Below are 14669 nucleotides of genomic sequence, written 5' to 3'. Positions count from 1 at the left end.
ATCAAACTCTTCAGTTCAAACATCTTTGGGTTTTTAAGAAACCCTAAACTTGGCTCAGCAATCGTTGGTTACATCTTTGATTTCTCGCGGAGTAACTTGTGATGCTGATAATCTTGTTGACTATCAGCCTGACTCCACAAGCACCCACACGAATTGCTTGATTCAGTTGTTAAAGAGCGGTTGGTTAAGATCTTTCGCCTCAACCGAGGCGCGCATTCTACGCTTTCCTCTGCTGCTGTCAAGCGGTTATTTTCAGAAATTTTCAAAGTTTCCTTTGCAATTTCAACCACTTGGCGCTTCCGATCTCTCGTCAGCGGGAGGCGAATTCTACAGCGTTAGTCGCTGCTGTCAACACCTCTTTTACCCCGCTTTCGACCGAGAAGATCGAATCGTCAATAAGGCGACAACACACTGCCCTACCAACTCCTTCTGGGCTTCGATGAACTGAAGCAACTCACTGCCGAAAACTGCGTAACTCTTTGTTTACCAAGGAGTTTTCCGTTTCGACTGCGCCGGAAGTGGGGCGAATTATAGACTTCCAGGATCTGCCGTCAACACCTAATTTAACAATTCTGTCATATAAGGAAAAAAACCCCGGAAACACGAAGGCCGGCCCCCCTTCAATAGAGGGTGCCGGCCTTCTTCCCTTCTACTTACAAGCTAGGGAATGCGAATTGCGACGCCTCATGGCTCGCCCGTTGCGGCCAGCGCTGGGTAATGGCCTTGCGACGGGTGTAGAAACGCACGCCATCCGGACCATACGCATGCAGATCGCCGAACAGCGAACGCTTCCAGCCGCCAAAGCTGTGATAAGCCACTGGCACCGGCAATGGCACGTTGACGCCAACCATGCCGACTTCGATCTCATCGCAGAACAACCGCGCCGCTTCCCCGTCACGGGTAAAGATGCAGGTGCCGTTGCCATACTCGTGATCGTTGATCAGTTGCATGGCCTCTTCCAGGCTATTGACGCGAACAACGCACAGCACTGGCCCAAAGATCTCTTCTTTATAGATACGCATCTCTGGCGTGACGTTGTCGAACAGGCAGCCACCCAGGAAGAAGCCTTCCTCGTGACCGGCCACGCTCAGACCACGACCATCGACGACCAGCGATGCACCGGCCGAAACGCCGTCTTCTATATAGCCACTGACCTTGTCCCGTGCCTGGCCGGAAACCAGCGGCCCCATATCCAGACCACAGGTCGTACCGGCACCGATCTTCAGCGCCTTGATCTGCGGCGTCAGTTTGGCCACCAACGCATCTGCCACCTGGTCACCGACGCACACGGCCACCGAGATCGCCATGCAACGCTCACCGCAGGAACCATAAGCCGCGCCCATCAGAGCGCTGACGGCGTTATCCAGATCGGCGTCCGGCATCAGTACCGCGTGGTTCTTCGCCCCGCCCAGCGCCTGCACGCGTTTGCCGCGCTTGGTGCCTTCGGCGTAGATGTATTCGGCAATCGGTGTCGAGCCCACGAAGCTCAGCGCCTTGACTTCCGGCGCTTCGATCAGCGCATCCACCGCCGCCTTGTCGCCGTGCACTACGCTCAGCACGCCTTTAGGCAAACCGGCTTCCAGCAACAGCTGGGCGATCAGCAGCGTCGAGCTTGGATCACGCTCGGACGGCTTGAGAATGAAGCAGTTGCCACAGACGATCGCCAGCGGATACATCCACAGCGGCACCATGGCCGGGAAGTTGAATGGAGTGATACCGGCCACCACGCCCAACGGCTGGAAGTCCGACCAGGCATCGATGTTCGGACCAACGTTACGGCTGTACTCGCCCTTGAGGATTTCCGGCGCCGCGCAAGCGAACTCGACGTTCTCGATGCCACGCTTCAGTTCACCGGCAGCGTCCTCGAGTGTCTTGCCATGTTCTTCGCTGATCAGTTGCGCGATACGCGCTTCGTTCTGTTCCAGCAGTTGCTTGAAGCGGAACATGACCTGAGCACGTTTGGCCGGCGGAGTATTGCGCCAGGCCGGAAACGCAGCCTTGGCCGAGTCGATGGCTTTCTGAATGGTTTCGCGGCTGGCCAATGGCAGCTTGTGGATGGCCTGGCCGGTGGACGGGTTGAACACGTCGGCGGTGCGACCGTCTTCGGTGACCAGTTCGCCATTGATCAAATGCGGGATAAGGCTCATGCGGGGCTCCTGAAAAATTGTCCACAGGCGCCCATTGAAGGACGCCAGCTATATAAACGGCTTTTTTGTAGGAGCAAGCTTGCTCGCGAAGGTGTGTCAGTCGACATCAATGTCGCTGACACACCTTCGCGGGCAGGCTCGCTCCCACAGGCTTTTCCAATCAGTCGATTTTGTTCAGCACTTCGCCGACCGCGTCGAACAGACGATCGAGGTCTTGCGGCTTGCTGTTGAAGGTTGGGCCGAACTGCAGGGTGTCGCCGCCGAAGCGTACGTAGAACCCGGCTTTCCACAGCGCCATGCCGGCTTCGAACGGACGCACGATGGCATCGCCGTCACGCGGTGCGATCTGGATCGCACCCGCCAGGCCGTAGTTACGAATGTCGATAATGTTCTTCGAACCCTTGAGGCCGTGCAGCGCATTTTCGAAATGCGGCGCGACTTCGGCCACGTTCTGCACCAGGTTTTCCTTTTGCAGCAGGTCGAGGGCTGCCAGGCCCGCGGCGCAAGCCACCGGGTGCGCGGAATAGGTATAGCCGTGGGGAAATTCCACCGCGTACTCAGGCGTCGCCTGGTTCATGAAGGTCTGGTAGATCTCGGAACTGGCAATCACCGCGCCCATCGGGATCGCGCCGTTGGTGACTTGCTTGGCGATGCACATCAGGTCCGGGGTCACGCCGAAGGTATCGGCACCGAACATTTTGCCGGTACGGCCGAAACCGGTGATCACTTCGTCGAACACCAGCAGGATGTTGTGCTGATCACAAATCTCGCGCAGACGCTTGAGGTAGCCCTGTGGCGGAACCAGTACGCCAGCGGAACCGGCCAACGGCTCGACGAACACGGCGGCGATGTTGGAAGCGTCATGCAACTCGATCAACTTCAGCAGTTCATCGGCCAGGGCGATACCGCCCTGCTCCGGCATGCCACGCGAGTAAGCATTGCTCGCCAGCAAGGTGTGCGGCAGGTGATCGACGTCCATCATCGCCTGACCGAACATTTTGCGGTTGCCGTTCACCCCGCCGAGGCTGGTGCCGGCGATGTTCACACCGTGGTAACCACGGGCACGACCGATCATTTTGGTCTTGGTCGACTGACCTTTCAGGCGCCAGTAAGCACGGACCATCTTCACCGCGGTGTCGGCGCACTCGGAACCCGAGTCGGTGAAGAACACGTGATTCAGATTGCCCGGCGTCAGGTCGGTGATTTTCTCTGCCAGCTGGAACGACAGCGGGTGCCCGTACTGGAAGCCTGGCGAGTAATCGAGGGTGCCCAGCTGCTTGGCGACCGCTTCCTGGATTTCCTTGCGAGTGTGCCCGGCGCCGCAGGTCCACAGACCGGACAGCGAATCGTAAACCCTGCGTCCCTTATCATCGATCAACCAGCTGCCTTCAGCCGCCACGATCAGTCGCGGATCGCGCTGGAAATTACGGTTGGCGGTGTAAGGCATCCAGTGAGCATCCAGCTTGAGCTGGCTCGCCAGGGAAGACGGGGCGTTTTCGGGCAAGTTCATGGGCAAAACCTCGCAGGGCAATAAGCGGCATAGAGATCAAAAGCGTTCTTGCAGCTAAATTGCCACGGGGATAAAGTCGGTGAAATCCAACTTTTGTAACGTTCAGTCAGCCCCCCACTAAACTTTGAGTCATTAGAGCATGAGCAGCCGCCGCCCCGATCCGCTGGCACAAGTCAGCGACTTTGACATCCGCCTGCTGCGGATTTTTCGCAGTGTGGTCGAATGCGGCGGTTTCTCCGCGGCTGAATCAGTACTGGGAATCGGCCGTTCGGCCATCAGTCAGCAGATGAGCGACCTGGAGCAGCGCCTCGGCCTGCGTCTGTGCCAACGCGGGCGTGCCGGGTTTTCCCTGACCGAAGAAGGTCGCGAGGTTTACCAGTCGGCGTTGCAACTGTTAAGTGCCCTGGAAAGTTTCCGCACCGAAGTCAACGGGCTGCACCAACACTTGCGCGGCGAGCTGACCATCGGCCTGACCGATAACCTGGTCACCCTCCCCCACATGCGCATCACCCACGCCCTGGCGCAACTGAAGGAACGGGGCCCGGATGTGCAGATTCAGATCCGCATGATTGCGCCCAATGAAGTCGAACAAGGTGTACTCGATGGTCGTTTGCATGTCGGTGTGGTGCCGCAGGCCAGTGCGCTGTCGGGCCTGGAATATCAGCCGCTCTACAGCGAACGTTCGCTGCTGTATTGCGCGGTCGGTCATCCGTTGTTTTATGTTGACGACAAACAACTGGACGACGAGCGTCTCAACAGTCAGGACGCCATCGCCCCGACCTTCCGTTTACCGGCCGAGATCCAGGCCCATTACCAGGCGCTCAATTGCACCGCCAGCGCGTCCGACCGTGAAGGCATGGCCTTCCTGATCCTGACCGGACGTTACATCGGATACTTGCCTGATCACTACGCCAGCCTCTGGGTCCAACAAGGTCGCTTGCGTGCGCTGAAACCGGCAGCGCGTTTCTATGACCTGAGCCTTGCGTCGGTCACACGCAAGGGCCGCCGCCCGCATTTGGTGCTTGAAAGCTTCCTGGAGAGCCTCGCGGCGACACGTTGAAAAACTGTAGGAGCCGAGCTTGCTCGCGATGAGGGAGTGTCAGTCGACATTAATGCAACTGACACACCGCATTCGTCGGAACGCCGCCCGGAGCAAGCCCGCTCCCCCAGGGAGGTTTTATCAAGTCGGGACTTGTCTGGAGCCTGTGGGTGCGCTATCAACGCATGCCTGCACCCACCCACCTGTTCGGAAGTGCCCATGACCTTTGAAGTCCCAGCCCACGGTGGCAAACCCGCCAGCCGCATTCGCCAGAAGAACGAAGAGACCATCATCAAAGCCGCCGAAGACGAGTTTGCCCGTCACGGGTTCAAAGGCACGAGCATGAACACCATCGCCCTGAATGCCGGGCTGCCCAAGGCGAACCTGCATTACTACTTCACCAACAAACTCGGTTTGTACGTGGCGGTGCTGAGCAATATCATCGAACTGTGGGACAGCACCTTCAACACCCTGACGGCCGAGGACGATCCGGCTGAAGCGCTGACGCGGTATATCCGCGCCAAGATGGAATTCTCCCGTCGTCAGCCACAAGCCTCGCGGATTTTCGCCATGGAAGTGATCAGCGGTGGCGAATGCCTGACCGAATATTTCAACCAGGACTATCGCGCCTGGTTCCAGGGTCGGGCCGCGGTGTTCCAGGCGTGGATCGACGCGGGCAAGATGGACCCGGTCGACCCGGTAAACCTGATCTTCCTGTTGTGGGGCAGCACCCAGCATTATGCTGACTTCGCCACGCAGATCTGTCGGGTCAGCGGGCGCAGCAAGTTGACCCGGCAGGACATGGAAGACGCCGGCAATAACCTGATCCGAATCATTCTCAAGGGCTGCGGCCTGACACCCACAATCTAAGACACTTATGCCCTTTACCCTCAGCGGCTTCTGTGAATACCGCGAAGAGATTCGCAAAAGCCGCTTCATCACCTTTGCCGCACCCATCGGCAGCCCGGCTGACGCCCAGGCGTTCATCGTGCAGCACAGCGATTTGAATGCCACGCACAACTGCTGGGCGTGGAAGCTCGGCGATCAATACCGCAGCACCGACGATGGCGAACCTGGCGGCACCGCCGGGCGGCCGATTCTGGCGGCGATCGAAGCCCAGGATTGCGATCAGGTCGCGGTGCTGGTGATCCGTTGGTACGGCGGTATTCAACTGGGCACCGGCGGCCTCGCCCGGGCGTACGGCGGCGGTGCCAACAAGTGCCTGCAAGCGGCACCCAAGGTCGAGTTGATCAGCCGCGTTGCGCTGAGTTGTGCTTGTGCATTTGCCGAGCTGGCCTTGGTAAAACTTCGGGTAGCCGAGGCTGGCGGTTTGATTGTGGAAGAACGCTTCACGGCCAATGGGGTCGAGTTGCAGCTGGCTGTGGGTGAGGCACGGATCGACACCCTGCAATCGCAACTGGCTGACCTGAGTCGCGGGCGCATTCTGTTGCAGCACTAATCGCACCAACAACGTTCGCTGTCCATTTGTCACAGCGATGTAGTTGCCCACATCTACTGTGCACCCGCCTGTGGATAACCTGAGCACATTCGGCTGTAACCCTTCTGTCATGCGGCTTTGCGGGCTTTGTTCACTTTTCGTCCAATGTGCCATCAAAAAAGCAAAATTTACGTAAAAACAATCAGTTAGCTTGGTTTATCACCTTTAGGATAAAGCAGCCGCGTGCTTATGCCCGAGGTTGGCGCTTGCGCACAAATACTGTGGAGCGATCTGTGGATAACCCGTTCATGACTGTCGCCGCTCCACATCCGGCATGGGTTGGTGGAGACTGCTCGTTTTTTGACCAGAGCACCTGAGCAAAACCGGAGCTTGATCTGGGGTTTTGCCCTTTAGTAGTGCCCGGCTCGGATGGACATGGAGCAAGGGCCGTCTTTAGCTCGTTGGGGCAGCCCTGGCAGGGAGGGGATTAGCGATTGCCTGCCCTGGCCTCTTCGCGGGCAAGCCTCGCTCCTACAGACGTTCGAAGACGCTCAGAGACTTGCCGGACCGGCAGCATTTGAGTGTTGAAGTCCACATCGGCCTTACTCCATAAATTCCGGGAGCAACAAGGCTAAAGCCTGGAGTATGCTCGCCGCCTTGTGGCAGTCGCCCGATCCGGACCGCGCCGTCACGCAACTGTTGCAAGACAAGCTCAAACTGATCGACACCCGCATGGCCGAACTCGACGCGTTGCGACAGGAGTTGCAGCAACGCATCGGGCAGCATTGTCCTTTGAATCCGTGATCTTCATTTATCAAGGAAACCACTCATGTCTAAGGCTAAAACCGCACTCATCATCGGTGCCTCCCGGGGCTTGGGCCTCGGTCTGGTGAAAACCCTGCTGGCGGATGGCTGGCAAGTCACCGCCACCGTGCGCAACCCGCAGAATGCCGAAGCCTTGCAGGCGTCGGGTGCGGTGCGGATCGAAAAACTCGACATGAACGATCAGCAGGCGGTGATCGCCCTGAGCCAACAGCTCAAGGACGAAGTGTTCGACCTGTTGTTCGTCAATGCCGGGGTCAAGGGGCCGGACGTTCAAACACCGGGTGGCGCGACGCTGGCCGAAGTCGGCCAGCTGTTCTTCACCAACGCCGTGGCCCCGATCAATCTGGCCCAGCGCTTCGCCGGGCAAATCCGTCCAGAGACCGGCGTGCTGGCGTTCATGAGTTCGGTGCTGGGCAGCGTGACCATGCCGGACTCACCGGAGCTGGCGCTGTACAAGGCCAGCAAGGCGGCGCTGAACTCCATGACCAACAGCTTCGTGACGCAGTTGGGCGAGCAGAAACTCACGGTGTTGTCGCTGCATCCGGGTTGGGTGAAAACCGATATGGGCGGTGAAGGCGCTGACATCGATGTCGAAACCAGCACTCGCGGACTGATTGATCAGGTCAACGCGTACACCGGCAAGGGCGGGCATCATTTTGTGAATTACAGGGGTGAAACCATTCCCTGGTAAACACCGCCGTCTCCCTGTAATTGGAGGGGGTCATTCGTCGTCTGGTCGGGGTGGGCTTGCCCGCAGCTCGGTTTTGTTCGAAACTGCGCACCTCGTCCCCCGCGGCGACCCTGGATCAGCAGACAGGGCAACACTGAGCTGGCAACCCTGAACCCAACTTTCAGAGGAGCCGGCCACTATGCCTGCGACCCGTACCTGGTTAAAAACCCCCCTCGCGACCTTCACTGCCAGTGACCTCGATGCCCGTGGCGGCCTGGTGCTGCAAGACGGTTTGATCGTCGAAGTGCTCGCTGCTGGCCAGCAACCTGCCACACCCTGTGGACAAGTCTTCGATGCCCGCGAGCATGTGATCCTGCCGGGGCTGATCAACACCCATCACCACTTCTATCAAACCCTGACCCGCGCCTGGGCGCCGGTGGTCAATCAGCCGTTGTTCCCGTGGCTGAAAACCCTGTATCCGGTCTGGGCACGCCTCACCCCTGAAAAACTCGCCCTCGCCACCAAAGTCGCGCTGGCCGAGTTGCTGCTGTCCGGTTGCACCACTGCCGCCGATCACCATTACCTGTTTCCGCAAGGCCTGGAAAATGCGATCGACGTGCAAGTCGAGAGCGTTCGCGAACTGGGCATGCGCGCCATGCTCACTCGCGGTTCAATGAGTCTCGGCGAAAAGGACGGCGGCCTGCCACCGCAGCAGACCGTGCAGGAAGGCGAAGTGATCCTGGCCGACAGCCAACGCCTGATCGCCGAGTACCACGAACGGGGTGATGGCGCACAAATCCAGATCGCGCTGGCGCCCTGCTCGCCGTTTTCTGTGACGCCGCAAATCATGTCCGCCAGCGCCGAACTGGCCAATAAACTCGATGTGCGCCTGCATACTCACCTGGCGGAAACCCTCGACGAAGAAGACTTTTGCCTGCAGCGTTTCGGCCTGCGTACCGTGGATTATCTGGACAGCGTCGGCTGGCTCGGCCCGCGTACCTGGCTGGCGCACGGTATCCATTTCAACCCGGATGAAATCGCCCGTCTCGGCGCGGCGGGCACCGGGATTTGCCATTGCCCGAGTTCGAACATGCGCCTGGCCTCCGGCATCTGCCCGACACTGGACCTGACCGCTGCCGGCGCCTTGCTCGGCCTGGGCGTGGACGGTTCGGCCTCCAACGATGCCTCGAACATGATGCTCGAAACCCGTCAGGCGCTGTACATTCAGCGGCTGCGTTACGGCGCGGAAAAAATCACCCCGCAATTGGTGCTCGGATGGGCCACCAAAGGCTCGGCGCAGTTGCTCGGGCGCACGGACATCGGTGAACTGGCGGTGGGCAAGCAGGCGGATCTGGCGCTGTTCAAGCTCGATGAACTGCGCTTCTCCGGTAGTCATGATCCGGTGTCCGCGTTGTTGCTGTGCGGCGCGGACCGGGCGGATCGGGTGATGGTGGGCGGCAAGTGGCGGGTGATTGATGGGCAGGTGGAAGGGTTGGATGTGAAAGGTTTAATCGCCGATCACAGTCAGGCGGCCCGGCAGTTGATTGCGGGCATCTGACACAACACCAAAAAAACTGTGGGAGCGGGCTGGCCCGCGATGGCGGTCTGTCAGCCAACAGATAAGTTGGATGTAAGGGCCTCATCGCGGGCAAGCCCGCTCCCACAAGGTTTTGTGTGTTCTTAAAGACCGAGTAGCGACAACATGATGAAGGTCGCAAACAATACAAAGTGGGTCATCCCTTCGATGGCATTGGTTTCGCCATCGTTGAGGTTGATCGCGCTGACGATCAGGGTGAGGAAGACCATCACGGTCTGCACCGGGGTCATCGCCATCTGGAAGGGCTGGCCCGTGTAGAGTGCCATCGCTTCCATCACCGGCACCGTCAGGATCACCGTCGACAGCGACGCGCCCATGGCGATGTTGACCACTGACTGCATGCGGTTGGCCAGTGCCGCGCGCAACGCCGTCAGAATTTCCGGCGCCGCGGAAATCGCCGCCACCAGGATCGCCGTGATCACCGGCGGTGCGCCCGAACCTTCCAGCCCCAGGTCGAGGGTCTTGGACATCACTTCGGCCAATGCGCCGATCACCACCACACCGAACACCAACGTCCCGATGCTCAAGGCCAGATTAATCGGCTCCGGCTCTGCGGTCGGTTCCTTCCTGCGACGTTTTTCCGGATAGCTGTAGCTGAAGAAATAGCTATGCGGCCCGACCTGCATCCGCAGGAACAGGGTGTAGAGCACGACCATCGCGCCGATGGTGAAGGCCGAATAGAGTTTCCAGTTCGCCTCGGGAATGAACTCCGGCACCACCATGGACACGCCCATGGCGGTGAGGATCATCACGCTGTAGCTGCGCGCCGAGTCGTCGTTGTAGGACTGTTCGCCGTGCTTGATCCCGCCCATCAACGCGGCCAGGCCGAGGATGCCGTTGATGTCGAGCATCACCGCTGAATAAATCGTATCGCGCACCAGGGTCGGCGACGCTTCATTGCTCATCATGATCGCCAGGATCACTACTTCCACCAGTACCGCGGCCAGGGTCAGGATCATCGTGCCGTAGGGATCGCCGACCTTTTCGGCGAGCAGTTCGGCGTGATGGGCGACCCGCATGGAGGCGATGACAATGAAAGCGACCAGCACCAGGCCGACGGTCAGCGCGATGGGCTGGCCGCTGTGCAACATCCAGTGCTCCAGCGGATAGGCGACGAAGGCGGCGATCAGGGCCAACAGCAGTAACTTTTCTTGCTTGATGAGTGTGAGCATTGCGAGCCTTTTTTGCCGGGCGAGGCGAAATCAGTGTGATGAGCTACTGACTGCGGGGCGGCACTAACGTTTCGTTACACTTTAGCGAACCCCTGGGTGGCAACCGTGTCGGGCCATGGACTTTTATCGGCCTTATGGGCCTCTTCGCGGGCAAGCCTCGCTCCTACAGAGTGGGGGTCGAGACCGGCTTGCCGGCGATGGCCATCACGCGGTATCGGGCCGCGCTCGTGCTTGACCAATACCTGCGCCTATCGACAAGAACAGGCGACGGTGCGATGAACCGCCTGGTCAGGTTTTGCCAATTGTTTCCACGGGCCCCTGTAGAATGCTCGTCATCTGCACCTGATGAGAAAAGAAAATGTACGACTGGCTGAACGCCCTGCCTAAGGCAGAACTGCACCTGCACCTGGAAGGCTCGCTGGAACCTGAGCTGCTGTTCGCCCTCGCCGAACGCAACAAGATCGCCCTGCCATGGAGCGATGTCGAAACCCTGCGCAAGGCGTACGCCTTCAACAATCTGCAAGAGTTTCTCGACCTGTATTACCAGGGCGCCGACGTGTTGCGCACTTCCCAGGATTTCTACGACCTGACCTGGGCCTATCTGTTGCGGTGCAAGGCGCAGAACGTGATTCACACCGAACCGTTCTTCGATCCACAGACCCACACCGACCGTGGCGTGCCGTTCGAAGTGGTGCTCAACGGCATCGCCAGCGCGCTCAAGGATGGCGAGCAGCAACTGGGCATCACCAGCGGCTTGATCCTGAGCTTCCTGCGCCACTTGAGCGAAGAACAAGCCGAGAAAACCCTCGACCAGGCGCTGCCGTTCCGCGATGCGTTTGTTGCCGTTGGCCTGGACAGTTCGGAAATGGGTCACCCGCCGAGCAAGTTCCAGCGCGTGTTCGATCGGGCCCGCCACGAAGGTTTCCTGACCGTCGCCCACGCCGGTGAAGAAGGTCCGCCGGAGTACATCTGGGAGGCTCTGGACCTGCTGAAGATTCAGCGCATCGACCATGGTGTGCGCGCCATCGAAGACGAACGCTTGATGCAGCGGATCATCGACGAACAGATTCCGTTGACCGTGTGCCCGCTGTCGAACACCAAGCTTTGCGTGTTCGACCACATGTCCCAACACAACATTCTCGACATGCTGGAACGCGGCGTGAAAGTGACCGTGAACTCGGATGACCCGGCGTACTTTGGTGGGTATGTGACCGAGAACTTCCACGCGCTGTATACCGATCTGGGCATGACCCAGGATCAGGCCAGGCGATTGGCGCAGAACAGCCTGGATGCCAGATTGGTAAAGCCCTAAGCATCACCGCATCTCTTGTAGGAGCGAGGCTGGCCCGCGAAGAACGATGACGCCGTCTTTCAAGCAGACCGCGTTATCGTTCTTCGCGGGCAAGCCTCGCTCCTACAAGGCGCTAAAGCACCACTTGCAGCTCGGTCTCCTTGGCAAAACGATGAATTTCCCGCTGCCCCGCGGCGGTGATTTGCACGGCTGGCGAATCATTGGACACACTCCTCCAGCCAGATTGCATGAACAGTTGCAGCAACGCCGCGCCCAGTGAACCGCCCAGGTGTGGACGTCTTTCGCTCCAGTCCGGACAAGCGCAGGCGGCTCTGCTGGTGCTGTTCGCCAGCGCCTGGACGAACACTCCGCGTATCGCCAGTTGCGTGGCGCCCTTGTGAGTAATCGACACCCGCTGATCGAACTGTTCGATCCAGCCCGCATCCAGCAGTCGCTGGTAGAGGTCGGCGGCCAGAGTGCCGCCCAAATGATCGTTGCACAACCTGGCGCGCAACAAGGGCGAAGGCGCTGCCTGAGCCTTGGCCAGGGGTGTACTGCGTTTGAAAATATCCGGGATGTCCCGTGGCGTGCTGGCAATCGTCGCACTGGCCAATGCTTCTATCGCAGCAGCGATTTCGGGTGCGGCAAGCCGAAAGAACCGCTTGCGGCCGCGGATTTCGACTTTCAACAGACCACCGGCGGACAGACGCCCCAGGTGTGCACTGGCCGAAGACGGTGACACGCCGGCCAGCAATGCCAGCTCATCGGATTGTCGCGCCGAGCCGTCCATCAATGCCCACATCATTGCGCTGCGCTTTGGGTCAGCCAGCAACGTGGCGATCTGGCTGATGCAAGGTGCATATTCCATGTATTCACTCCCTGTTGAATCGTTTCGTCTACTGCTCAATGGCATAGTATAAGCGTGTTAATCGCTGGATCCTGCCCTGCGTAACCCAATGGTGGTGATAGTTCCTGAGGGAAATTTCGCTATTTTCCTGCGACTAATCACCTTCGCCCGACAACGTCGGAAATAGACTGCCTGACTTGGCGCAACGGCTGACGAGCATTCCCCGCAACAGGTTCACCGGCTTACTCAATTGCGCTTGCCTTCGACACCGTCAGTCAGAAGGTTGACCCTTGTCACAATTGCGATCGCATTCGGGTCTACAATCGTGGCCACTGCAAAGCAATCTTTTACATAAAGGAGGTCAGCAATGAAGATCCTGATAAAAGAATTGGCAAAATCCCAGTGGCAGGTCCGCCTGGACCAACATGCCGTGACCTTCCGTAGCGAAGCCGAAGCTCGCGCCTTCACGCGAACCCTTGAAGCGCGCCTGCACGCGCCCCATCAATTTCCCGACCAGCAGCAGCGCGCGGCTGGCTGAGCCTGCCCTCAGACCTGGGCTTGCGCCAGTGCCCGGGCATTTTGCAAACGCCGGGTGAGCATCGCCACGCTCACCACCAGAGTCCCGCACAGACTGATGACCATGGCCATCGGTACGGCGCTGCCATCGTGCAAAACACCCACCAACGCCGCAGCTCCGGCGGCGACGCTGAATTGCAGGCAACCGAGCATCGCCGACGCACTGCCGGCCCGGGCGCCCTGCCCGCTCATGGCACAGGCCGAGGCGTTGGGCAGGATGCAACCCAGGCTGGCGATGCAGATAAACAGTGGAATCATCAGCGGCCACAACTGCGCGGTGTGCATCGAAGTGACGGCAAGCAGCGCCAGGCCGGCACCGACGTAGATCCAGACCGTGCGGGTCAGCAGAAACGCCGGGCCACGCTTGGCCAGCATTCGTGCATTGACCTGCGCCACCAGAATGAATCCCGCCGCATTGATACCGAACAGCCAGCCGAAATGCTCGGCCGGAACGCCATAAAGTTTGATAAACACGAAGGGTGAACCGGCAATGTAGGCAAACATCCCGGCGATGGCGATGCCACCGGTCAGGGCGTGACCGAGAAACACCGGATCCGCCAACAGCCGACCGTACTGACGCAGCGCCCCGGACAAGGGTTGGCGTGGCACATGGGCGGGCATGCTTTCCGGCAGCCCGAGGGCGACGGCCAGTCCCACCAGTGCACTGAAACCGGTCAGCACGAGAAAGATCGACTGCCAGCCGGTCGTGTTGATCAACAACCCGCCAAGCATCGGTGCAAGAATCGGCGCCAGCCCCATCACCAGCATCAGCTGCGAAAAGACCTTGGCCGATCCCACCGCATCGCATTTATCGCTGACCACCGCGCGGGAGATCACCATCCCGGCGCAACCGCCCAGGGCTTGAACGAATCGCGCACCGATCAGCCATTCCAGGTTCGGCGCAATCGCGCAGGCCAGGGAGGCGGCGGTGAACAAGCCGACACCGGTCAGCAAGGGAATGCGTCGCCCGAAGCGATCCGCCACCGGGCCATAAGCCAGTTGACCGATGGACAAGCCGAGAAAATAGGCCGCCAGGGTCATTTGAACGTGTTGTTCATCGGTGCCAAACGCGAGCGCCATTGCCGGAAAGGCCGGCAAATAGAAATCGATCGCCAGTGGGCCGAAGGCGCTGAGGGCGCCAAGAATCAAAATGGTACGGAAGTTCATCAGGCATCCAGTGGGACAGGTCGGCAGGCCCACAGTCTAGCCGCGCATGGACGCCTTGAACATTCCGTTAGGTCGCTAACTAATAAAAAATCACTCGATGAATGCGGTTCCCCCTGTAGGAGCTGGCTTGCCAGCGAAGGACTCGAGGACGCCGCGTTGATTCAGGAATACACGCGTTATCGTTGACGACCTTCGCTGCGGTGCGGCGATCCGACAAGCCAGCTCCTATGTATGGACTCGCCCCCACTGTCTACCCGCTTTCAAAAAAAACTGCCGCCCCGTTGCATCTATGTATTAGGCCTATTCGAGGAAGCCGTCATCGGCTTCTGGCCAAAATTGGAAGAGCTCGTGGCATGCCGATTACAGTCAGGCCTCGAAGGCCAGTAGGAG

At 59.3% G+C, this 14669-nt stretch carries 12 protein-coding genes and 2 pseudogenes; 8 read left to right on the top strand and 6 right to left on the bottom strand.

The window, feature by feature from the left end; all coding sequences use genetic code 11:
* Nucleotides 1-653: 653 nt before the first annotated feature.
* Both F8N80_RS30665 and F8N80_RS30660 read right to left on the bottom strand, forming a co-directional pair.
* Nucleotides 654-2147 (bottom strand): CoA-acylating methylmalonate-semialdehyde dehydrogenase, encoded by a 1494-nt coding sequence (locus tag F8N80_RS30665; RefSeq protein ID WP_140894765.1) that lies wholly within the window; start codon nt 2145-2147, stop codon nt 654-656.
* Between the two features lie 160 nt (nt 2148-2307).
* The gene (locus tag F8N80_RS30660; protein WP_150749115.1) at nt 2308-3657 is read right to left on the bottom strand and encodes an aspartate aminotransferase family protein; all 1350 of its coding nucleotides are present in this window, start codon (nt 3655-3657) and stop codon (nt 2308-2310) included.
* 139 nt (nt 3658-3796) lie between these two features.
* Here F8N80_RS30660 and F8N80_RS30655 point away from each other — a divergent pair, with 139 nt between their 5' ends.
* The 6 genes and pseudogenes from F8N80_RS30655 to F8N80_RS30630 all read left to right on the top strand — a co-directional run bounded on the left by F8N80_RS30655 (nt 3797) and on the right by F8N80_RS30630 (nt 9187).
* Nucleotides 3797-4717: a LysR family transcriptional regulator gene (locus F8N80_RS30655; protein WP_150749116.1), complete on the top strand. Its 921-nt coding sequence runs from the start codon at nt 3797-3799 to the stop codon at nt 4715-4717.
* A gap of 198 nt (nt 4718-4915) precedes the next feature.
* Nucleotides 4916-5566 carry a TetR/AcrR family transcriptional regulator gene (locus F8N80_RS30650; RefSeq protein WP_150749117.1) on the top strand — a complete coding sequence of 217 codons (651 nt, stop codon included), beginning with the start codon at nt 4916-4918 and terminating at the stop codon, nt 5564-5566.
* 7 nt (nt 5567-5573) lie between these two features.
* Nucleotides 5574-6155: an IMPACT family protein gene (locus F8N80_RS30645; RefSeq protein ID WP_150749118.1), complete on the top strand. Its 582-nt coding sequence runs from the start codon at nt 5574-5576 to the stop codon at nt 6153-6155.
* A gap of 627 nt (nt 6156-6782) precedes the next feature.
* Nucleotides 6783-6938: pseudogene (locus F8N80_RS30640) on the top strand (MerR family transcriptional regulator); the annotation flags it as partial.
* 25 nt (nt 6939-6963) lie between these two features.
* Nucleotides 6964-7650, top strand: a complete 687-nt coding sequence (locus tag F8N80_RS30635; RefSeq protein ID WP_150785320.1) for an SDR family oxidoreductase — start codon at nt 6964-6966, stop codon at nt 7648-7650.
* Nucleotides 7651-7828: 178 nt separating this feature from the next.
* Complete coding sequence (locus F8N80_RS30630; protein WP_150785319.1) at nt 7829-9187, top strand: 8-oxoguanine deaminase; 1359 nt, start codon at nt 7829-7831, stop codon at nt 9185-9187.
* Nucleotides 9188-9309: 122 nt separating this feature from the next.
* Here the strand turns inward: F8N80_RS30630 and F8N80_RS30620 are convergent, their stop codons facing one another.
* Nucleotides 9310-10398 carry a calcium:proton antiporter gene (locus tag F8N80_RS30620; protein WP_150785318.1) on the bottom strand — a complete coding sequence of 363 codons (1089 nt, stop codon included), beginning with the start codon at nt 10396-10398 and terminating at the stop codon, nt 9310-9312.
* A gap of 358 nt (nt 10399-10756) precedes the next feature.
* On the opposite strand from F8N80_RS30620, the gene F8N80_RS30615 reads away from it, so the two are divergent.
* A complete protein-coding gene (locus F8N80_RS30615; RefSeq protein WP_064679941.1) occupies nt 10757-11710 on the top strand; it encodes an adenosine deaminase in 954 nt (317 codons plus the stop codon).
* 112 nt (nt 11711-11822) lie between these two features.
* Here F8N80_RS30615 and F8N80_RS30610 read toward each other — a convergent pair whose 3' ends face one another.
* The gene (locus tag F8N80_RS30610; protein ID WP_150785317.1) at nt 11823-12557 is read right to left on the bottom strand and encodes an ArsR/SmtB family transcription factor; all 735 of its coding nucleotides are present in this window, start codon (nt 12555-12557) and stop codon (nt 11823-11825) included.
* Nucleotides 12558-12690: 133 nt separating this feature from the next.
* Nucleotides 12691-12804, bottom strand: a pseudogene (locus F8N80_RS31850) (LysR family transcriptional regulator); the annotation flags it as partial.
* Between the two features lie 99 nt (nt 12805-12903).
* Between F8N80_RS31850 and F8N80_RS31310 the strand changes: the two are divergent.
* Nucleotides 12904-13074 carry a hypothetical protein gene (locus F8N80_RS31310; protein ID WP_168187361.1) on the top strand — a complete coding sequence of 57 codons (171 nt, stop codon included), beginning with the start codon at nt 12904-12906 and terminating at the stop codon, nt 13072-13074.
* An 8-nt stretch (nt 13075-13082) separates the two neighbouring features.
* On the opposite strand, the gene F8N80_RS30600 is transcribed toward F8N80_RS31310, so the two are convergent.
* Complete coding sequence (locus F8N80_RS30600) at nt 13083-14279, bottom strand: multidrug effflux MFS transporter (RefSeq protein WP_150747306.1); 1197 nt, start codon at nt 14277-14279, stop codon at nt 13083-13085.
* Nucleotides 14280-14669 lie beyond the last annotated feature (390 nt).

The organism is Pseudomonas fluorescens, assembly GCF_902497995.1.
Classification (GTDB): Bacteria; Pseudomonadota; Gammaproteobacteria; order Pseudomonadales; family Pseudomonadaceae; genus Aquipseudomonas; species Aquipseudomonas fluorescens_BK.
The sequence above is the reverse complement of the archived record's forward strand: the minus strand, read 5'-3'. Positions and strand labels throughout refer to the sequence as shown.